Genomic DNA, 20,265 nt, shown 5'->3' with positions numbered 1-20,265 from the left:
AACGTTAGGAGGACCGTGGACCGCTTCCTCTTCCTCACCCTCGACGGGCTGTCGAGGGGCGCGGTCTACGCCGCGTTCGCCCTCGCCCTGGTGCTCATCTGGCGGGCCGGTCGGATCGTCAACTTCGCCCAGGGCGCGATGGCGGTCGCCGCCGCGTACGTCGCCTACAGCGTCACCGCCGCGACCGGCTCGTACTGGCTCGGCTTCGGCGCGGCACTGCTCGCCGGACTGCTGCTCGGCGCGGTCGTCGACATCGCGGTGATGCGGCTGGTGGACCACCGCTCACCACTCAACCCGGTGATCGTCGCGCTCGGGCTGGTCCTGCTGATCCAGGCGGTCCTGGGCATGCTGTACGGCAACGAGTACCGGCCCGCGCAGGCCCCGTTCAGCCGTACCGCGCTGGCGGTGGGCGGCACCGCCGTGCTGTCCCCGTACGACCTGTTCGTCTTCGCGGCCGTCGGGGTGGTCGGCGCGGCCCTGGTCTGGATCTTCACCCGGACCGCGATCGGGCTCCGGATGCGTGCGGCGGCCTTCGCACCCGAGGTGTCCCGGCTGCTCGGCGTGAACGTCGGCGGCATGCTCACCCTCGGCTGGGCACTGGCCTCGGGTGTCGGCGCCCTGGCCGCGATGCTGGTCATCCCCACCGAGTTGGGCCTGCATCCGCACGCGATGGACCTGGTCTTCGTCTCCGCGTTCACCGCCGCGGTGCTCGGCGGGCTGGACAGCCCGCCCGGCGCGGTCGTCGGTGGCCTGGGTGTCGGTCTGCTGCTGTCCTACGTCAGCGGGTACGCCGGTGGCGACCTCATCCCGCTCGCGGTGCTGGCGTTGCTGCTGACGGTGCTGCTGCTGCGCCCCGGCGGGCTGTTCGCCCCGGTCACCGCGAGGCGAGTGTGAGCGCCACCCGGGCGTCGGCGCCGCCCCACCAGCACCGCGCCGTCGATCTCGTCCGCCCCGGCCGGCCGGTGCCGACCCTGATCCGCCACCTCGCCGTCGCCGCCGGTGCTGCACTGGTGGTGCTGCTGGTCAGCTACCAGCTCGACTCGTACCGCAACTTCCAACTGGCCACCGTGGCCGCCTACCTCTGCGCCACCGCCGGGCTGACCATCCTCACCGGGCTCTGCGGGCAACTCTCCCTGGGGCACGGGGCGTTGATGGCCACCGGCGCGTACACGGTCGCGCTGTGCCAGAGCGCCTTCTTCGACCGAGGCGTCACTTCCGGCTCGGTGCTGCTGCTGTCGCTGGTCGCCGCCGTGGCGGTCACCGTGACGGTCGGCCTGGTCGTCGGCGTCGCCGCAGCCCGGCTGCGCGGCCCCTACCTGGCCGGGCTCACCCTGGCGGTGGCGGTGGTGGTGCCGGCGTTGACCGTCACCTTCGACGGCGTCTTCAACGGGGAGCAGGGTCTGGCGGTGCCGCTGGCGCCCGCACCGCAGGGCCTGGGTGTCTACTTCCCGCACGAGCGGTGGCAGCTCTGGGTGGCAGCCGGGGCGACCCTGCTCTGCCTGGTGGTGCTCGCCAACCTGGTCCGCAGCCGGTACGGCCGGTTGTTCCGGGCGGTACGCGACGACGAGGTCGCTGCCCGGCTGGCCGGCATCCACGTCGCCCGTACGCAGGTCATCGCGTTCGTGGTCAGCGCGGCCGGCGCCGGTCTCGGCGGCGCCCTGCTGGCGGTGCTCGCGCAGAGCGTGTCACCCGGCGCGTTCGGGCTGACGTTGTCGCTGTTCCTGCTGATGGCCGTCGTCATCGGCGGTCTCGGCCGGCTCGCCGGTGCGGTGTGGGGCGCCTTCCTGCTGGTCGCCCTGCCCGACCTGACGCACTCCCTGACGAACCTGTTCACCCTCTCGCCGGCGGCGGCACAGCGGCTGGAGGGCAACCTGCCGCTGGCGATCTTCGGGGCCACGTTGATCGTGGTCATGATCGCCGCGCCCGGCGGCGTGCAGGGCCTGTTGTCCCGACTGACCCGGGCGCTGCGCGCCCGCTGGCCGGCCGGGCGCTCGTAACCGTCCCACCCCAACCACCCACCTCGCACAACCGGACCGATGAAAGGTCGGTGTCCCATGCGAACCACGGCACGGCGCGGTCTCGTGATCGCCACCACCCTCACCCTTTTGCTCAGCTCCACCGCCTGTGGCTCCGACGACGGTCCCGGCTCGGGCGAGCCGGTTCCCGGCGTCACCGACACGGAGATCGTCGTCGGTACCCACATGCCGCTGACCGGGCCCGCTTCCGCCGGCTACTCGAAGATCGCCCCGGCGACGAAGGCCTACTTCGACTACGTCAACGCCAACGGCGGCGTGCACGGTCGCAAGATCACTTACAAGATCATGGACGACGGCTACAACCCGGCCACCACCCAGCAGGTCGTACGGCAACTCGTCCTGCAGGACAAGGTCTTCGCCGTCCTCAACGGCCTCGGCACCCCCACCCACACCGGCGTGCTGGACTTCCTGCACACCAACCGGGTGCCCGACCTCTTCGTCGCCTCCGGCAGCCGCAACTGGGACCAGCCCGACCGCTACCCGAACACCTTCGGCTTCAACCCGGACTACACCGTCGAAGGCAAGATCCTGGCCAACCACGTGAAGACCACCCTGCCCGATCGGAAGGTCTGCTTCCTCGGCCAGGACGACGACTTCGGGCAGGACGCCCTGGCCGGCGTGGAGAAGGTGCTCGGCGCCGACGGCGTGGTGGCCCGCGAGACGTACGTGACGAGCAACACCAACGTCGCCCCCCAGATCGGTGCGTTCAAGGCGGCCGGCTGTGAGGTCGTCATCCTCGCCACCGTGCCCGGCTTCACCGCCCTGTCCGTCGGCACCGCCGCCCGGTTGGGCTTCCGCCCGCAGTGGGTGGTGTCGAACGTGGGCGCCGACCACCCGACGCTGGCCCGGCAACTCGGCGACGCGGCCGGACTGCTGGAGGGCATGGTCGGCCTGAACTACCTGCCGATGCAGGGCGACACCGACAACCCGTGGATCCAGCTGTTCACCAAGGTGAACACCGAACACAACGGTGGCGCGGAGTTCGACGGCAACACCGTCTACGGGATGGCCGTGGGCTACCTGTTCGTGCAGGTGCTGCTGGCCGCCGGCAAGGACCTCACCCGCGAGTCGCTGGTCGAGGCCGTCCGCAAGGGCGGCTACCAGGGGCCCGGCGTCGCACCGCTGCGCTTCTCCGCCACCGACCACTCCGGTTACGGCGGGGGCCGGCTGAGCCGGGTCAGCGGGGGAGCGCAGAGCTACTTCGGCCCGACGTACGAGACCGACGAGTCCGACGGACCGGTCAACGAGTACACCGCACCGCCGGTGTCGCCACCGGTCAACGGCGTGCCGACCGCCTGAGCAACACGTCCGCGTGGTCCGCACCTGCGTACGGGGTGCGGACCACGCCCGACCGCAGACGGGAGTCCGATGTCGACAGCCGACCCGGCCACCGACGGCGCGACCGCCGGCATGCCGGAAGGAGCACGGTGGCTGTCGGGGGCGGCGGTCGTGGTGACCGGTGCCGGCTCCGGCATCGGTGCGGCCCTCGCCGAGCGGTTCGCCGCCACCGGGGCCCGCGTGATCGTCAACGACCTCGACGCCCAGGCGGCACAGGCCGTGGCCGCTCGGATCGGCGGCCACGCCTGCCCCGGTGACGCCGCCGACCCGGCCGGTGTCGCCGAGCTGGTGGACTTCGCCCGCCGACGCCTCGGCGGAATCGACCTGTACTGCGCCAACGCCGGCGTGGCACCCGCAGGCGACGCCGACGACGCGGCGTGGGAGACGGCCTGGCGGGTCAACGTGATGTCCCACGTCCACGCCGCCCGCGAACTGCTGCCGTACTGGCTCGCTGCCGGGCGGGGACGGCTGCTGGTGACCGCGTCGGCCGCCGGCCTGCTGACCATGCTCGGCAACGCGCCGTACGCGGTGACCAAGCACGCTGCGCTCAGCTTCGCCGAGTGGCTCCGGGCCACGTACGCGCACCGGGGCATCGTCGTGCAGGCGCTCTGCCCGCAGGGTGTGCGTACCCCGATGCTGGCCGCCGGCGACGCGATGAGCAGCGCCCTGCTGGACGCCACGGCCGTCACCGCCGCCCAGGTGGCCGACTGCGTGCTGGAGGCGCTGGCCGACGATCGGTTCCTGGTGCTGCCGCATCCGGAGGTAGCCGCCTGGTACGCCAACCGGGCCGCCGACCCGGACCGCTGGCTGCGCGGAATGAACCGCCTCCAACAGCAGACCGAGCGCCGCGATGACTGACCCGGCAGACGGTGCCGCGCCGGACGACGGTGGGGCCCTGCCCGGACTCGACCTGGACCGGCTGACGGCCTACCTGAACCGCAGCGTTCCCGGGCTGGTCGCCGGGCCGTTGCGTGGCGCACTGCTGACCGGCGGGCGGTCCAACCTCACCTACGCGGTGACCGACGGGCAGGCCCGTTGGGTGCTGCGCCGTCCGCCGCTGGGTCACGTCCTGGCCACGGCCCACGACATGGGGCGGGAGTACCGGGTGATGAGTGCGCTCACCCCGACCGCCGTTCCGGTGCCGCCGATGGTGCACCACTGTGCCGCCCCGGCGGTGCTGGGCGTGCCGTTCTATCTGATGGGGCAGGTACCCGGCCGGGTGCACCGGGAACCGGAGGAGCTTGTCGGCTGGTCCCCGTCGCAGGTGCGCGACCTGGCGTTCAGGTTGATCGACCTGCTCGCCGTGTTGCACACGGTCGACCCGGCGTCGATCGGCCTGGCCGACTTCGGTCGCCCCGACGGCTTCAACGCCCGGCAGGTCCGCCGCTGGAAACGCCAACTCGACGCCTCCCGCAGCCGGGACCTGCCCGGCATCGCCGAACTGCACGACCGGCTGGCCGCCGCCGCACCCGAGACCCGCTCGCCGGCCGTGCTGCACGGCGACTTCCGGCTGGACAACGTCCTGCTCGGCGATAACCGTGCCGTCCGCGCCGTACTGGACTGGGAGATGTCCACCGTCGGCGACCCGTTGGCCGACCTGGCCCTGTCGCTGCTCTACGCCCGCCGGGTGGCGGCGCCGGGCCAACCGGGCACCGACGAGTTGGCCGCCCGGTACGCCCGGCGCACCGGGCGGTCGGTCGACGGCCTGCCCTGGTATCTCGCCTTCGCCGCCTTCAAGCTCGCGGTGATCCTCGAAGGCGTGCACTACCGCTATGTGCAGGGCAAAACCGTCGGGGACGGGTTCGACCGGATCGGCGCACAGGTGCCGCCGCTGATCGCCGAGGGCCTGACCACCATCCGGAAGGGATGACATGGACTTCCGCTACGACGAGACCACCGAACGGCTGCGCGAGCGCCTGCGCGACTTCATGACCGAGTGCGTGTTCCCGGCCGAGCCGATTTTCGAGGCCGAGACCCGCGTACCGGGCGAGCCGTGGAGGGTGCCGCCGGTGGTGGCCGAACTACAGGTCGAGGCCCGTCGACGCGGGCTGTGGAACCTCTTCCTGCCCGGCGAGCACGGCGCCGGCCTGACCAACCTCCAGTACGCGCCGCTGGCGGAGATCACCGGGCACTGTCCGTGGCTCGCTCCCGTGGCGCTCAACTGCGCCGCCCCGGACACCGGCAACATGGAACTGCTCGCCCAGTTCGGCTCGGCGGAGCAGCGCGAGCGGTGGCTGACGCCGCTGCTCGACGCCCGGATCCGGTCCGCCTTCGCGATGACCGAGCCGGCGGTCGCCTCCTCCGACGCCACCAACATCGCCACCCGGATCGAACGCGACGGCGACGAGTACGTCGTCAACGGCCGCAAATGGTTCGTCACCGGCGCGATGGACCCACGGTGCGCGATCTTCATCGTGATGGGCCTGACCGACCCCTCCGCACCCCGGCACCAGCAGCACAGCCAGATCCTCGTCCCGCGCGCCACCCCCGGCGTCACCGTCCGTCGAGGCATGACGGCCTTCGGGTACGACGACGGTGACCACGGCGGCCATGCCGAGATCGACTTCGTCGACGTACGGGTGCCGGCGACGAACCTGATCGGTGCGGAGGGGTCCGGCTTCGCCATCTCGCAGGCCCGGCTCGGACCGGGCCGGGTGCACCACTGCATGCGGCTGCTGGGCATGGCGGAACGGGCCGTCGAACTGATGTGCCGGCGGGTCAGCCAGCGTCACGCCTTCGGTGCGCCGCTGGCCGAGCAGGGGGTGGTGCGGGACTGGATCGCGCAGGCCCGGGTACGCCTGGAGCAGGCCCGCCTGCTGGTGCTCAAGACCGCTTGGCTGATGGACACCGTCGGCAACCGGGCGGCCCACACCGAGATCCAGGCCATCAAGATCGCCGTGCCGGAGACGGTCGAATGGATCATCGACCGGGCGGTGCAGGCTCACGGCGCGGCCGGGGTCAGCCAGGACACCCCGCTGGCCCGGCTCTGGGCGCGGGCCCGCGCGGTGCGCATCGCCGACGGCCCCGACGAGGTGCACCGGCAGTCGCTGGCGCGCCGGGAGCTGCGCCGGTATCGGGACGAAGGTGCCGTGCCGGCGCGCGTCTAGACTCGGCTGGCGCGAATGGAACCGTAAAGGTGAGGAGACGGGCGCGGATGGTCAGTGCCGAGGCGGCCGGTCGGGTCGACGGACGCACCGCCCGGGCGGAACGCACCCGTGCGGCGATCGTCGAGGCGCATCTGGCGCTCATCTCCGAGGGCGACCTGCGTCCGACCGGTGAGCGCATCGCCGAGCGGGCCGGCATCTCCCTGCGTACGCTCTGGACCAACTTCAAGGACATGGAGACGCTGTTCGAGGCCAGCGGCGCGGAACTGCTCCGCCAGCAGGACGCCGCCTGGCGGCCGATCTCGCCCACCCTGCCGCTGGCCAAGCGGGTCGACGCCTTCTGCCGGCAGCGGGCGAAGCTGCTGCAACTGATCGCCCCGTCGGCGCGGGCCGCGCAGATGCGCGAACCGTTCTCCGCGCAGTTGCGCCGCAACCGGCTCAAGCACATCGCCCGGGTACGCGACGAGGTCGAGCAGTTGTTCGCCGAGGAACTGGACCGGGCCGGGGCGGCGCGCGACCAGGTGGTCAACGCGGTGGTGGCGGCCAGCACCTGGCCGGCCTGGTCGACCCTGCGCGACGGCCTCGGGCTGGGCGTGGACGCCGCCCGGGCGGTGATGGCCCGTACCGTCGGCGCGCTGCTGGCCGAGGTTGGCGAGCGCTGACGGGCCAGGTGGCCGGGCGCTGACGGTCGCGGCCGGCACCGCGACGGCGGGTGACCTGGGGCGGTTGCCGCAGAGTTCCGCATCTACCTCTTCTCAAGCGCTGTCCGATAGGCGAGACTCGATGCATGGTTAGTGCATCAGCAGTGCAAATAGAATTGCTACGGGGCCGGCAGGCGGAGTGCCGGGAGATCCGCTCACTGCTCGCCGCACCGGCCGGCGGAGCGCTCCTGCTGCACGGCGAGCCCGGCGCCGGGCGCACCGCCCTGCTGGCGTACGCCCACCGCCACCGCGCAGGTCGCCGCCTGCTCGCCGCCGCCGGCCTGGCCGACGAGGCGATGCTGCCCTACGCCGGATTGCAGCGCCTGCTGGACCCCGTGCGCGACCGCGCACACGTGCTACCCGAACGGCAGCGGCAGGTGCTGCGCGACGCCCTGACCGGCGAGGGCTGCCACGACCGCGACCAGCTCATCCTCTCCCACGCCGTCCTCGGACTGCTCGCCGAGGCCGCCCACGACGGCCCGCTGCTGTGCACCATGGACGACCTCGACGCGGGCGACACCCCGACCGCACGGGTGCTGACCTTCGTCGCCCGACGGCTGCCGCAGCTGCCGGTCGTACTCCTGCTCACCGCCGGCAACGACACCGCAGCGGAGGCGATACCCGGCCGCCGACTGCTGCCCCTGGACCCCTCCGACAGCCTCGCCCTGCTGACCGCCCGCCGCCCCGGCCCACCACCACCCGAGCCGGTGCTGGCCGCCCTGACCACCCTCGCCGCCGGAAACCCCCAGGCCCTCGTCGACCTCGCCGACTCGCTGACCCCCGACCAGTGGAGCGGCACCGAAGCCCTGCCGACGACACCACCGGCCGACGGCACCCTCGGCCGGACCTACCGCGCCCTGCTGGCCCGCCTGCCACACGACACCCGAAGCGCGCTGCTGCTGGCCGCCATCGCCGCAGCCGACCTCGCCACCCCGGCCCCGACCGGCCGCGCCGCCGCCGTGGACCCGCTCACCCTGGGCCGCGCGCTGCGAGCGGCCGGCAGCGGCGTCGAGGCACTCGTACCCGCCGAGGCCGCTGGCCTGATCCGGATCACCACACCCGGTGGCGCCGACTTTCCCCGACCCCTGGCCCGCAGCATGATCGAGGCCACCGCCTCCGTCGCCGCCCGCCGCGACGCCCACCTGCTGCTCGCCGCCGCCCTCGACGGCCCCGGCTCCCGGCTGCGTCGGGCCCTGCACCGGGCTGCGGCGACCGACGGAGATGATCCGGCGTTGGCCGCCGAGCTGGAGGACGCGGCGGCAGCCCACCAGGACCGCTCCGTCGCCGCGACCGCGCTGACCCGGGCCGCCGAACTCAGCGACGACCCGGCGCTCGCCACCGCCCGGCAGGTCACCGCGGCCCGCTACGCCTGGCAGGCGGGGCACCCCGAACGGGCCCAGGCGCTGCTGCACCGCGTCGCCGACGCGACCGGCGCACCGCCACACCAGGCCCCACCCACGCCGACCGGGCGCAGCGCCGCTGGCCTGCCGATGGCCTCACCCTCGCCGACCGGGCGCAGCGCCGCTAGCCCGCCGGTGACCGCTGCCACGGCTGGCCTGGCCGAACTGCTGCGGGGTGAGATGCACCTGCGCTGTGGTCGCCCCTCGACCGCCCTGCCGACCCTGCTGGCCGCCGCCACCGCGCTGGCCGATGGCGACCGGGAGTCGGCACTGGTCGCCCTGGTCCGCGCGGGTGAGGCCGTCTGCTTCTCCGGCGACCACTACCGCTACGCCGAGGTGGCCCGCCGGGTGCAGGCCCTGCGCCGCGCCGGGGATCCACCATGGGCGGATTTGCTGACCAACCTGGTTGCCGGAGTCGCCGCCACCCTGCGAGGCGAGCACGCCCACGGTGGCCCACTGCTGCGCCGCGCGGTGGCCCTCGGTGGCCGGCTGACCGGTGCCGCACTCACCCCGACCGCGTTGACCGGTGCGGCCGTGGCCGGCCTGCTGGTCGCGGTCGACGCCGCGGCGTACCGGCTCGCCGAGGACGCCGTCGACCTGGCCACCGACCGAGGCGAGGTGTCGCTGCTGCCCAGGGCGCTGGAACTACGCGCGATGAGCGAATACTGGCTGGGTCGGCACGACGCCGCAGCGAAAAGCTGCCAGGAAGGACTGCGGGTGGCCCGGGCCGCCGGACAGCACGCCACTGCCGGCGTACACCTCGGTCTGCTCGCCGTGCTGTCGGCCGTGCGGGCCGACCACGACGCCTGCCTCGGCCACGTCGCCGAACTGGGCGACACCGCCGCACCCGGCAGCCGCCCGTACGCCCTCGCCCAGTGGGCCCTCGGGGTGCTGGACCTGGTCGACGGCCGGTACGCCGACGCGGCCGACCGGCTGGCCACGCTGGCCCGACCCGGCACCGGGCGCGGCCAGGTGCTCGTCCAGGTGATGGCCACACCCCACCTGGTGGAAGCCGCCGCCCACGACGGCAGGACCGCCCGGGCCCGAGCCGCGCTCGCCGTTTTCGACCGCTGGGCGGGCAGCACCGCCAGCCCGCTGCGCCGGGCGCTGTCGGCCCGCTGCCACGCCCTGCTGGCCCCGCGCGGCAGCGCCGAAGCTGAGGAACACTTCGACCGGGCGTTGTGCCTGCACCCGGCCGACGCCGCCGCCTTCGAACGGGCCCGCACCGAACTGCTCTACGGCCGGGAACTACGCCGCAACCGGCGGCCCCGCGACGCCCGCGACCACCTGCACCGGGCCCGGCAGACCTTCGTCCTGCTCGGTGCCGACGTGTGGGCGCGGCAGACCACCGTGGAGCTGCGCGCGGCGGGAGAGTCCGTCGGCACGCCCGACCGGCAGGCGGTGCGGCTGCTCACCGGGCAGCAGTTGCGCATCGCCCAACTGGTCGCCGCCGGTGCCACCAACCGGGAGGTTGCCACGCAGATGTTCCTGTCCACCCGGACCATCGACCACCACCTGCGCAACATTTACCACCGGCTCGGCATCCGCTCCCGCACCGAACTGGCTCGCGCACTGGGCTGAGGCCGCGACCGACGCATCGTTCCATCTGGTCCCAGCCGCACCCGTTGAGACGATATTGCGACCCCCGACGAGTATTCACATTTCGGGTAGCGTGTCCACACAGGTCAGTCCGGACAGGACTGCGCGGTGATCGGGGAGCCGGTGGGGGTACGGGTGTCTGGATCGGCACAGTGGCTGAATGAGGCAGTCCGGCGGTTTGGGGCATCCTGCGCCTCCAAACTGGCAGGTCCTGGCGAGCGCGAAGCCGCGATCCGGAGCCCGATCGAGCAGCTTCTCGGAGCTGCTGGCAAGCAGATGGGTGTGAGGGCCGTCTTCCACGATGAGGTCCGTGATACTGCGCGGCAGGTCCGGCCCGACTATGGCGTCACCGTGGGCGGCGCGATCACGGGATATGTGGAGGTCAAGGCACCTGGGAAGAGCATCGACCCGAGTGGGCTACGTGGTCATGACCGGGTGCAGTGGGAGCGCCAACGCGACCTACCGAACCTCCTCTACACCAACGGCACGGAATGGCGGCTGTACCGGGATCGGGAGCTAGTCGACGCGCCGGTGAGGTTAACCGGCAGCCTCGACGACGGCATCCTCACCGCCCCGCCCGCCTTCGAGAAACTGCTCACCGAGTTCTTGGAGTGGCGGCCAGCTCCGATCACGAGTGTTGGTGCGCTCGTATGTGCGATTGCCCCGCTCACGCGGCTACTGCGCGGCGAGGTCCTAGACCAGCTCGCCGCCGAGCGGAAGGCCGTCCGGGGTGGTGCCGAGCGCGAGATTCAACCGTTCCTGGGATTAGCGCAGGACTGGCGGCGGATGTTGTTCCCGCAAGCCGATGACAGCACCTTCGCCGACGGATATGCGCAGACGGTGACGTTCGCACTGCTGCTTGCCCGTACCAACTCGATCACCGTTACAGGCGAATCGCTGCACACCATCGGCGAGAAGCTTCGTGCCGAACATTCGCTTATGGGCCGAGCGTTGCAGCTACTCACTGACGACCTCGCCCTTGACTTCAAGGTAACCCTCGACCTGCTCGCCCGGGTCGTCGACGCCGTCGACTGGACGAGGGTCCGTAGAGGCCGCCGAGACACCTACCTGCACCTGTACGAGCACTTCCTCGACGAGTACGACCCGGAGCTACGTAGGGCATCTGGGTCGTACTACACCCCCATTGAGCTGGTCGAGCAAATGGTTCGACTAACCGAGAACGTCCTCGTGTCCCGGCTGGACAAGCCCCGAGGCTTCGCCGACCCGGACGTGCTCACCGTTGATCCAGCGATGGGTACCGGCACGTACCTGCAAACCATCCTTGACCGGATCGCCAAGGTCGCCGAAGCTCACGACGGGCCGGGGGCAGTGGCCGGCGCGGTGAGCCTGGCCGCTGAACGAGTAGTCGGCTTCGAGCTTCAGATGGGTCCGTATGCGGTAGCCGAGCTGCGTGCCGCAGACCTGCTCGCGTCACATAAGGCGGCAGCCCCTCCAGGGGGGATGAAGCTCTTCGTCACCAACACTCTCGATGACCCCCATGCCAACGATGTGCAGCTTGGGTCAGGAATGCAGCTCATCGCCCGCGCCCGACGCAAGGCCAACGAGATCAAGGCTCGTGCGAACGTCACCGTTGTCATCGGCAACCCTCCTTATAAGGAGCTTGCCAATGGCGAGGGCGGCTGGGTGGAGAACGGCACGGCCGGCCTCGACAGCAGACGAAAGGCTTCCGCACCGCTAGAGGACTGGTACGCGTCAGGTATCGGTCGGTTCAAGGCAAAGCTGAAGAACTTATATGTTTACTTCTGGCGCTGGGCCACATGGAAAGTGTGGGAGTCGACCCGCGACCAGGTCGACGGCGACGCCGGGGTGATCTGCTTCGTCACCACCTCCGGCTACCTTTCCGGACCAGCCTTTACCGGGATGCGCGCATACCTACGCCGCTACGCCTCCGAGGGCTGGATCATTGACCTCACCCCGGAGGGGCAGACTCCGGACATCCCCACCCGGATCTTTCCCGGCGTCCGACAACCGCTCGCCATCGGCATCTTCGTCCGAACCGCCGACGCCACCCGCGACAAGCCTGCGCTGGTCCATCACCGCACACTGACCGGCCGCCGAGAAGACAAGCTAGCCGCACTGGCCGAGGTGCTGCTTGACGACGACGGGTGGCGAGACTGTCGAAGCGAGTGGGACGCTCCGCTCACCCCGGCCGCGGTCAGTGATTGGGACGCCTATCCCGCGCTTGACGACCTAATGCCCTGGTACTCCCCGGGAGTGTTTCCCACCCGCACGTGGGTTTACGCGCCCAGCGCGGAGGTCCTGAAAATACGGTGGGCGATGCTTGTCGGTGAGACGGACCGGCAGCGGAAGGCTGAGCTATTCAAGGAAGGCCGAGACGCGAACCTGATGAAGGTGAAGCCGAAGCTTCCCGGCGATGACACACACCCGAATCCAAGCGTGCCGGTAATCAAGGAAGTTGGACCGACTGTCGCCCTCGCACGCGTTGGCTACCGGGCCTTCGACCGGCAATGGTTGCTCGCCGATCCACGCCTCATGGACATGCCCCGCCGTGACCTCTGGTCTGCCCGCATGCCTGGCCAAGTGTTTGTCATCGAGCAGCACTCGAACCCTATCGCGAGCGGTCCTGCCTTAATTTTCTCAGGGCTGATCCCCGACTTTCACAACTTCAACAATCGTGGCGGTCGTTCCCTGCCGCATCTTCACCCTGGCGGTGCTCCGAACCTCGCCCCAGGGATTCTGGCGGCACTCGCCGAACGACTCGGCACGGAGATCACCGCCGCAGACGTCCTCGCCTACATCGCTGGCATCACTGCTCACCCAGCCTTCACTGCCACATTCGCCGACGAACTGGCTACGCCTGGCGTCCGAATACCCATCACCACCGACGCCAAGCTCTGGCACTCTGCCGTCGAGGTCGGCTGCCAAGTTCTGTGGCTGCACACCTACGGCGAAACGTTCACTGCTCCAGATCGACCGGCCGGTTCCATTCGATTTCCCTCCGGTGACGCGCGGCAGCCGCTGTCGCTGGTATCAGTGACGGCGGTGCCAGAGACGATGCGCTATGACCTGCAACGCCAGGTGATCGTCGTTGGCGACGGCGAGTTCGGGCCGGTCCGGGCCGAGGTGTGGGACTACGCCGTCGGTGGTCGAAACATTGTCAAATCCTGGTTCAACTACCGAAAAAAGGACCCGGGCGGGCGGCGGGGATCCCCACTCGATGACGTACACGTAGTCGCCTGGGAGTCGAGTTGGACCGGCGAGTTTATCGATCTACTCACCGTTTTGACCCGGCTAGTCGAACTGGAACCCGTCCAGGCCGATATCCTCGCCGCAGTCCTGGGCGGTAACGTCGTCGATCGCGACCAGTTGGCCGCTGCAGGCGTCCGTTGGCCTGCTAGCCCGACAGACCGTAAACCGCTGTTCAGCCTGAGCAGTAATCGACAAGAGGCTGCGGGCGAGGGCATCGCAAGGTTGCTGTAGCCGGGACAACCCTCGGGAGGGTCAAGCCCTGCCGACAGCAATGGTGACAACATCGGACCTAGGTGTTGTCCGGTCGGCGCGTGTGGTCACCCATTGTGGAATCGAGGTGTACCGTCCGGTGTGGCAGCCCGTCGGGGTAGAGGCCGGCGGGACCGCCGCCCCAGCCCTCTACCTGGGAGTGCGCCGTGTCGTCCATTGCTGACCCGCGCTTCGGTGCGGAGCTTCGCCGGCTGCGTGCGGGAGCGCGGATTTCGCTTCGGGTTCTCGCGCAGGTGGTGTACCAGAGCAAGAGCCAGCTTCACGACCTGGAGACTGGGCGACGACAGCCGAGCGATGACGTGGCACGACGGTTGGACGATGCGCTCGGCGCGGGTGGTCGATTGGTCGCGTTGGCCCGTCCGCCCGAGTTGCCCGACGATGGGGCCGCCCGGATTGCCTTCGCCGCTCGTTTTCCGACCCGGATTGACCCGGCGACGGTCGAAGCGCTCGCGGATCTTTTGGCCAGTCAGCGCCGTCTTGACGATGTTCTCGGTGCTGCTGCTGTCATGCCAGCGGTGCAGGCCAATCTGGATCTCGTCAGTCGTCTAGCCAGTGAGGCGCACGACGATTTGCGGGGGCGGTTGGTCCATCAGGCGGCGCAATGGGCGCAGTTCGCAGGTTGGCTGGGCATTGCCTCTGGTGATCATGCGTGGTCGCGGCGCTGGCTTGATCAGGCGTTGGAGTGGGCCGTGGAGAGCGGGCACGATGCGCTGTTGGGTGTGGTGTTGTCCTTCCGCGCCTATCTGGCCGAGCAGACGCGGGATGTCGGTGCGCTGCTTGGCGTGACTCGGGCAGTTGTGTCGAAGACCGGTATATCGCCGGGGCAGGTGGCCTACGACCACTATCAACTGGCCCGCGCGTATGCCCTTGCTGGCGATCGGCGGACGGCGATCAACACCACGACGGCAGCCGACGAGCGGGCGATTGCTGCGCTGGAATACGTAGGCGAAATGCCGCCGTGGGACTACTACCGGGACCGCGCGTTCTTTGACCTGGAGGCCGGAACGACCCGGGCTGCGCTGGGTCAACACGAGCAGGCGGTGGAGTTGTTGACTGCCGGCCTCGCCGGTTTGGGCGCCGACTCGGCTTCGGCCGACTGGACCGGCACCTACGTGTACCACCTGGCCGGTGCGCAACTCGCCGTTGACGAGCGGGACGCTGCGGCTCAGTCGCTGGAGCGAGTCCGGGCCATCGCCGCGCGGAACCGGTCCGGTCGATTGTCCGCTCTTGTCCGCAGCCTGTCCGCGTCCATGGACACGTGACCGGACGCGCGCCATCTGGATCGTAACCGGCTGATCACCCAATGCTGTGGCCGAGGCGGGTTGCGACGGTCATAAACACCGAGAGTGCATGACCCGCTCGGAGCCGGGCGCGGCGCTATCGGTTTTTTTGTAAAGCGCACCATCGCGCCCCTACCAGCGGAGGTGGGGATGAGCGAGAACACTTCGTCCAGCAGCCGGGGTGAGCAGATCCAGGCGGCGGAACGGGAGGCGGCCAAGCAACGGATTCTCGCGCAGGCCGAGGCAGAACGGGTACCGGCCGAGGAAACGACTCGGGCGATTCCGGATCGGCGGTGGCGTGGTGGCCGGTGACTCGGTGCCGATCGGTCGGCGCGTGGCGTATCTGCGGGTGCGGCGGAAGTTGTCGCAGCAGTCGTTTGCGGATCGTCTGGGCAAGTCGAAGAGTTGGGTGGACAAGGTCGAGCGTGGGGTGCGGTCGTTGGAGCGGGTGTCGACCATCCGGGACGTTGCCGCCGTCCTGCGGGTCGATACCGCAACCCTGCTGGGTCGTGACGTCAAGCCCACTGAGTTGGCTGAACGCAGTGAGGGTGTGGCCCGGATCCGGGCGGCGCTGGCGACGTACGAAATGGCCCTGGGCAGCCGGTCCCGCCGCGACGTGATGTCGCCGGATCTGCTGGCCCGGGAAGTTGAGCACGGGTGGATCACCTACCAGTACGCCCGGTACCCACACTTGGTCGAGCTGATACCGGCGCTGTTGGCCGAGGTCCACCGCGCCCAGGCGCATGGCCCGGAAGCTGCTCGGGTGCTTGTGATGGAGGCGTACCGGCTGACGGCGGCGCTGCTGGTCAAGCTGGGTGAGGTGAACCTTGCGTGGCTGGCCGCGGACCGCGCGATGGCGGCAGCGACAGGTGACCGGGTGTTGCTGGCGTGTGCGGCGGTGCAACTCGGCCAGGTCCTTCGGGCGTCGGCGCGGGCCAGGTCGGTGATGCTGGCTGCCGCGTACCAGATTGCCCCTGCTGACCTTGAGACAGGATCACCGCAGGAGTTGTCGTTGTGTGGATCGCTGCTGGTGCAGGCGGCACTTATCGCGGCCGGGGCGGGTGACGAGCGTGTGGCTGGCGAGCTGTTGGACGAGTCCGCCGAGATGGCTGCCCAGGTCGGGGACGGAAACGACTACTACCGGACCGCGTTCGGGCCGACCGCCGTGGAGTTGGCCCGGGTCGCCGCCGCTGTCGAACTGGGCGACGGACCCGGGGCGGTTTCACGACATTCCGAGGCGGTCGAGCGGGACGGCTGGCGGTGGCTACCCGTCGAACACCGTGCCGCACACCTTGTCGACACCGCTCGGGCGTACCTTCAGATCGATGACCAAGCCAACGCGGCTCGGCTGCTGATACAGGCCGACAGCATCGCGTCGGCCGAGGTCCGACACCGACCGGCGGCACGCGAGTTGCTCGCCCAGGTCGCCCGCGACCCGGACGCCCCCGCGACGATCGCGCAGCTCGCTCTTGACCTCGGGGTGGTCTAGATGACCGCGCCATTCCTGTCCCTGGCTCAGATCCGCAACCGCCTTACCCTCACGGCCCGGCGAATCCACCGCGCCCAGACAGGGCAGGAAGTCTGGTGCCCGGTGTGCGGGGCGTCGGTGACCGACGTCCTCCGAGCGCTGGAAGAAGTCCAGCAGCGAAGTACAGCAACCGTGTCAGCCGAAGCGGGCCGAACCGAGCACCAGCAGCCCGGATGACCTCGCACGAAACCGAGCCGGCCGGCTCACCGTGAGTTCACACCGAGGAGGTCACTGGTTCGTCCCAGTATCGTCCCCCGATAGTCCCTGACCTGGGTATACGTGAGCCCTTGGTTGGCAGTGTGCGAACCGCCTTGCGTGCCCGCTCGGCCATAAGAGCGCACCGGCGCGGGTGTCGAGTAGATGGTTACGGCGTTCGTGAGGGCTCGTCCGGGTGGCTGCTGGCGTTGTATGAGTTCTTGGCGGCGACCACGGCCGCCTGGAGGTGCTCGGGGTCGACGCCGCGCACGTTGAGCGGCGGGTGCAAACGCCGGACAAGTTCGGCCTCGATGGTCGCCGGCTCTGCGTCTTCCGCCCAGGTCAAACGCAGGTGCGCGGACATCCACGCGGTTAGCCGCGACTCGTCCTCAGGGATCAGGACGACACGGTCGGTCCAGGTCGTCTGGTATCCCTCGGACACCAGCAGCCCGGCCAAGGTGCGGCGCAGAGTCGAGCTGCCCGAACGCCTCAGATGGTTGCGCAGGATCCGGCCGCGCAGGCTGGTTGCCCGTCCGAGGTACAGCAGCCGTAGCGACGGGACGTTTTCGTTCGGTGGCCCGGGAAGGTCGGGAAGGATCGAAGGACCGGCCCACCAGGCGTAGACACCGCTGCCACGGCTCAGCCGATTGACGGCGACATCGACTTCGATCGGCGGGCCGCAGAGTAGTCGCAGGGCCTCTTCGACCCGGGTTCCGTCGGTGGGGGCACCGTCCGGTCGGGTTTGGGGAATGGTCATCGAGAGCATCCTAGGCGTCCTCGGCGGATCGGGGCCGGGGGCTGCAAGGACGCGGATGGCCCACACAAGGTCCGGCAGGGCCACGATCGGCGGCTCCGGATACTGACAGGCCGATCAGCAAGCCGCGCGCTGTCTGCGGCAGAAGGGGATGTCGAGTCGGGCGCATATTGGAACGATGCGGGTTGCAGTCGTGATCTGACTGCTCGCGAGGTTGACTCAGAGGTCGGTGATGCTGCCGTTGAGGGCGAAGGCAGCCACGGCGGCCAGCAGTGCGGCCAGGAAGTCGTCCAGGTCCTCAGCGACGACGGTGACGCCGAAGTCGGCGGACCCCGAATAGGTGCCCTGCTCGTATCCGCATTCCCGCAGCCGGTAGACAGTGCCGACGTCACTCACGGCGATGGCGTACAGGGCGCCGCCGCCGTCGGCACCGAAGATGACCACGTCAACGTCCTCGTCGAACGGCTCGCCGATGCGGTCCGGGATCCCGTCGTCGTGGTACAGCATGCCCTGGATGTAGCTCGGCGAGAACATGAAGTAGCCGTTTGCGATGTCGGGCAAGGTGACCGCGCCCACCCATCTGGCGACGGCGAGGAGGGCGTCGGGTATCCACGGCAGTCGCTGCCGGAGCGCGGCGAGATCCGACTCCGATGCCGGCGGACCCACGGTGTGCTTGTCCGGTTTGAACGGATACCTCGACACGACGTCACGTAACGCACACTCGGTGGCCGCCTCGATCGCTTCCGCCCAGCAAGTCAGCCGCTGCTCGTCCAACGCGGGTGCCCCTTCGGCTTGTAGCCCTCACACGCAGTACTGCGAGATGCGCTCCGAGCAGGTGCCGATGCCCGTTCCCGCTGGTAGATAGGGCAGGTAGTTCGGCCAAGGGTGTCACAGCCCAGGCAGCGTTGTCGTCGGCGTGGCTGAGTCGCTCTTCCGCCAGGCCGTGCCGCATAAGGGCAGACATCAGCGGCACGATACCTGCGGCCAGATCGGGGAACTGTTCTTCAAGTTGAGACTGAAGTGCGACTCCGGGTAGCTGGTCCTCGCCATCCGGGCGAGGCGGGAGTGAGCCACCGGCGATGGCATCAAGGACCCGGACGTGAACGGGGTCAACGTTGTCACAAGCGAGCGACGGCGAGCTGCCAAAATTAAAGCCGCTCGCGCTTGAAGGGCCCGCTGTTCTGTCTTTGTCGATACCACATGGACATACTGCCGCCGTGCCCTTCGCATCGGAAGAGTGGTCGGAGGAACCGGTTCGGGGCATGCGAGCACGGGTTCGTGGTGTCGCCGGAAGACGATCCGGCCCACCTGGTCACGCATTGGCCGTGGTAGACACCAAGGCAGGGAAGGCCCCTGCATCCGGGTGCGAGGCATCATCTTGGGATGAAGAAATGGCGTAACACGGCGATAGCGATTGCTAGTGGCGTGGCGGGAGGACTCCTGTTCGTGTGGCTTGCCCCCGACCGAGGCAATCCAGTAGCAGAGTTCTTGGTCTGGTTGGTTGTCTGGACGCCCTTGTTTTACTGGTTCGCGCTCCGTCCAGCTATGGGTAACGAGTGGCAGCCAAAGGTCAACCGTCCCGCGCCTCCCAGCACAGAGGGGAGCGGTGACTCGTGAAGGCCGCAGTGAAGATGAAGCCGAGTGCCTGGGCGTAGGTTGGTCGCCCGCGCACCCGCCACCTGTGGACCACACCGTCGACCGTGATGAGCCGAGAGCCCTTCCTGGTCAACGCCCACATCGATCCCCTCGCAGCCGGAGGCGCGTCAGTCGAACAGAACCACGGTGCGGGCGCCCTCGCCGCGAGCCATCCGGGCGAGCGCCTCGGGTGCCTCGTCGAGACTGACCCGGTCGCTGACCAGGAAGTCGAGGTCGAAGCTGCCGTCGAGCACCGCGCGGGCCAGTTCCGGCAGGTCCCGGTCCGGGTCGGAGGAGCCGTACACCGAGGAGCGCAGTGTCCGGGCCGAGTGGAAGATCTCCAGCGCGCTGAGAGCGACCATGTCGTCCTTGCCGCCCATGCCGACCACGATGACCTGCCCGCCGCGGCGGGTGGCCCGCCAGGCGGTGCGGATGGTGGCGGCCCGACCGACGCACTCCACTGCGTGATCGACGCCGCGACCGCCGGTCAGGGTTCGCACCGCGCGGCTGAGGGTGTCGTCGGCGAGCAGGAAGTCGGTGGCACCGGCGGCTCGGGCCAGGTCGGCTTTGGCGGGGGAGACGTCGACCGCGATGACGGTGGCGGCCCCGGCCGCGCGGGCGGCGGCGACCGCCGACAGGCCGACGCCACCTAGGCCGATGACGGCGACCGATTCGCCGGGGCGCACGGCGGCGGTCCGCCGGATCGCGCCGACGCCGGTGAGCACCGCGCAGCCGAGCAGCGCCGCGGTGGGGAAGGGCAGGTCTGCCGGTACGACCACCATCGCGTGCTGCGGCACCACCACCTGTTCGGCGAGCGCGCCGAGGCCGAGGGTGACGTGCAGCGGCTCACCGTCGATGGTGTGCCCGGCATCGGTGGCCGGGGTGCCGGTGTGTTCGCACAGCCAGGGTTCGCCGTGGGTGCAGGACCAGCAGGTGCGGCAGGGTGGCGCCCAGTTGAGCACGACGTGGTCGCCGACCGCGACCCGGTCGACGCCGTCGCCGACCTCGGTCACCACGCCGGCGGCCTCGTGGCCGAGCAGCAGCGGGTACGGCGCGGCGATGGTGCCGTCCACCATGGACAGGTCGGAGTGGCAGACGCCGGCCGCCCGGATCGCTACCCGTACCTGCCCGGTGTCGAGGTCGGGCAGGTCGACCTGCTCGACGCGCGGGGGAGTGCCAGCGGCCCTGGCCACG

15 protein-coding genes are annotated in these 20,265 nt (G+C 70.0%); 12 read left to right on the top strand and 3 right to left on the bottom strand.

From position 1 onward, the window contains the following. Positions 1 to 15: 15 nt before the first annotated feature. From AB0M35_RS12035 to AB0M35_RS11980, 12 genes are all read left to right on the top strand, one after another. Positions 16 to 894: a branched-chain amino acid ABC transporter permease gene (locus AB0M35_RS12035; protein WP_363744382.1), complete on the top strand. Its 879-nt coding sequence runs from the start codon at positions 16 to 18 to the stop codon at positions 892 to 894. Further along, the gene (locus AB0M35_RS12030; protein ID WP_363744380.1) at positions 891 to 1,997 is read left to right on the top strand and encodes a branched-chain amino acid ABC transporter permease; all 1,107 of its coding nucleotides are present in this window, start codon (positions 891 to 893) and stop codon (positions 1,995 to 1,997) included. Before AB0M35_RS12035 ends, AB0M35_RS12030 begins: the two co-directional genes overlap by 4 nt. Positions 1,998 to 2,054: 57 nt before the next feature. Then, the gene (locus AB0M35_RS12025) at positions 2,055 to 3,335 is read left to right on the top strand and encodes an ABC transporter substrate-binding protein (protein ID WP_363744378.1); all 1,281 of its coding nucleotides are present in this window, start codon (positions 2,055 to 2,057) and stop codon (positions 3,333 to 3,335) included. A gap of 111 nt (positions 3,336 to 3,446) precedes the next feature. Beyond that, a complete protein-coding gene (locus AB0M35_RS12020; protein ID WP_363744510.1) occupies positions 3,447 to 4,232 on the top strand; it encodes an SDR family oxidoreductase in 786 nt (261 codons plus the stop codon). Beyond that, positions 4,225 to 5,244, top strand: a complete 1,020-nt coding sequence (locus tag AB0M35_RS12015) for a phosphotransferase family protein (RefSeq protein WP_363744376.1) — start codon at positions 4,225 to 4,227, stop codon at positions 5,242 to 5,244. The genes AB0M35_RS12020 and AB0M35_RS12015 overlap by 8 nt, the downstream gene beginning before the upstream one ends. Before the next feature lies 1 nt (position 5,245). Further along, positions 5,246 to 6,481, top strand: coding sequence for an acyl-CoA dehydrogenase family protein (locus AB0M35_RS12010; RefSeq protein ID WP_363744374.1), 1,236 nt, complete (start codon positions 5,246 to 5,248; stop codon positions 6,479 to 6,481). Between the two features lie 47 nt (positions 6,482 to 6,528). Beyond that, positions 6,529 to 7,140, top strand: coding sequence for a TetR/AcrR family transcriptional regulator (locus AB0M35_RS12005; RefSeq protein ID WP_363744372.1), 612 nt, complete (start codon positions 6,529 to 6,531; stop codon positions 7,138 to 7,140). A 143-nt stretch (positions 7,141 to 7,283) separates the two neighbouring features. Continuing rightward, a complete protein-coding gene (locus tag AB0M35_RS12000) occupies positions 7,284 to 10,160 on the top strand; it encodes a LuxR C-terminal-related transcriptional regulator (protein WP_363744370.1) in 2,877 nt (958 codons plus the stop codon). 369 nt (positions 10,161 to 10,529) lie between these two features. Further along, a complete protein-coding gene (locus AB0M35_RS11995; RefSeq protein ID WP_363744368.1) occupies positions 10,530 to 13,640 on the top strand; it encodes a type ISP restriction/modification enzyme in 3,111 nt (1,036 codons plus the stop codon). 185 nt (positions 13,641 to 13,825) lie between these two features. Next, on the top strand, positions 13,826 to 14,941 hold the full coding sequence (locus AB0M35_RS11990; RefSeq protein WP_363744366.1) for a helix-turn-helix transcriptional regulator: 1,116 nt from the start codon (positions 13,826 to 13,828) through the stop codon (positions 14,939 to 14,941). Between the two features lie 168 nt (positions 14,942 to 15,109). Continuing rightward, a complete protein-coding gene (locus AB0M35_RS11985; protein WP_363744364.1) occupies positions 15,110 to 15,271 on the top strand; it encodes a hypothetical protein in 162 nt (53 codons plus the stop codon). Continuing rightward, positions 15,261 to 16,448, top strand: a complete 1,188-nt coding sequence (locus AB0M35_RS11980) for a helix-turn-helix domain-containing protein (RefSeq protein ID WP_363744362.1) — start codon at positions 15,261 to 15,263, stop codon at positions 16,446 to 16,448. Before AB0M35_RS11985 ends, AB0M35_RS11980 begins: the two co-directional genes overlap by 11 nt. Positions 16,449 to 16,851: 403 nt before the next feature. On the opposite strand, the gene AB0M35_RS11975 is transcribed toward AB0M35_RS11980, so the two are convergent. The 3 genes from AB0M35_RS11975 to AB0M35_RS11965 form a co-directional block, all read right to left on the bottom strand. Beyond that, positions 16,852 to 17,439 carry a GIY-YIG nuclease family protein gene (locus tag AB0M35_RS11975; protein ID WP_363744360.1) on the bottom strand — a complete coding sequence of 196 codons (588 nt, stop codon included), beginning with the start codon at positions 17,437 to 17,439 and terminating at the stop codon, positions 16,852 to 16,854. 216 nt (positions 17,440 to 17,655) lie between these two features. Continuing rightward, positions 17,656 to 18,138 carry a hypothetical protein gene (locus AB0M35_RS11970; RefSeq protein WP_363744358.1) on the bottom strand — a complete coding sequence of 161 codons (483 nt, stop codon included), beginning with the start codon at positions 18,136 to 18,138 and terminating at the stop codon, positions 17,656 to 17,658. 1,061 nt (positions 18,139 to 19,199) lie between these two features. Beyond that, on the bottom strand, positions 19,200 to 20,264 hold the full coding sequence (locus AB0M35_RS11965; RefSeq protein WP_363744356.1) for a zinc-binding dehydrogenase: 1,065 nt from the start codon (positions 20,262 to 20,264) through the stop codon (positions 19,200 to 19,202). Between the last annotated feature and the right edge of the window lies 1 nt (position 20,265).

This window comes from Micromonospora sp. NPDC051196 (genome assembly GCF_040682415.1).
In the GTDB taxonomy this organism is placed as follows: domain Bacteria; phylum Actinomycetota; class Actinomycetes; order Mycobacteriales; family Micromonosporaceae; genus Micromonospora.
The sequence above is the reverse complement of the archived record's forward strand: the minus strand, read 5'-3'. Positions and strand labels throughout refer to the sequence as shown.

Coding starts and splice junctions, on each gene's coding strand:
- AB0M35_RS11975 (WP_363744360.1), bottom strand. CDS start 17,439: ATGACCATTCCCCAAACCCGACCGGACGGTGCCCCCACCGACGGAACC.
- AB0M35_RS11985 (WP_363744364.1), top strand. CDS start 15,110: ATGAGCGAGAACACTTCGTCCAGCAGCCGGGGTGAGCAGATCCAGGCG.
- AB0M35_RS12025 (WP_363744378.1), top strand. CDS start 2,055: ATGCGAACCACGGCACGGCGCGGTCTCGTGATCGCCACCACCCTCACC.
- AB0M35_RS12005 (WP_363744372.1), top strand. CDS start 6,529: ATGGTCAGTGCCGAGGCGGCCGGTCGGGTCGACGGACGCACCGCCCGG.
- AB0M35_RS12020 (WP_363744510.1), top strand. CDS start 3,447: ATGCCGGAAGGAGCACGGTGGCTGTCGGGGGCGGCGGTCGTGGTGACC.
- AB0M35_RS12015 (WP_363744376.1), top strand. CDS start 4,225: ATGACTGACCCGGCAGACGGTGCCGCGCCGGACGACGGTGGGGCCCTG.
- AB0M35_RS12010 (WP_363744374.1), top strand. CDS start 5,246: ATGGACTTCCGCTACGACGAGACCACCGAACGGCTGCGCGAGCGCCTG.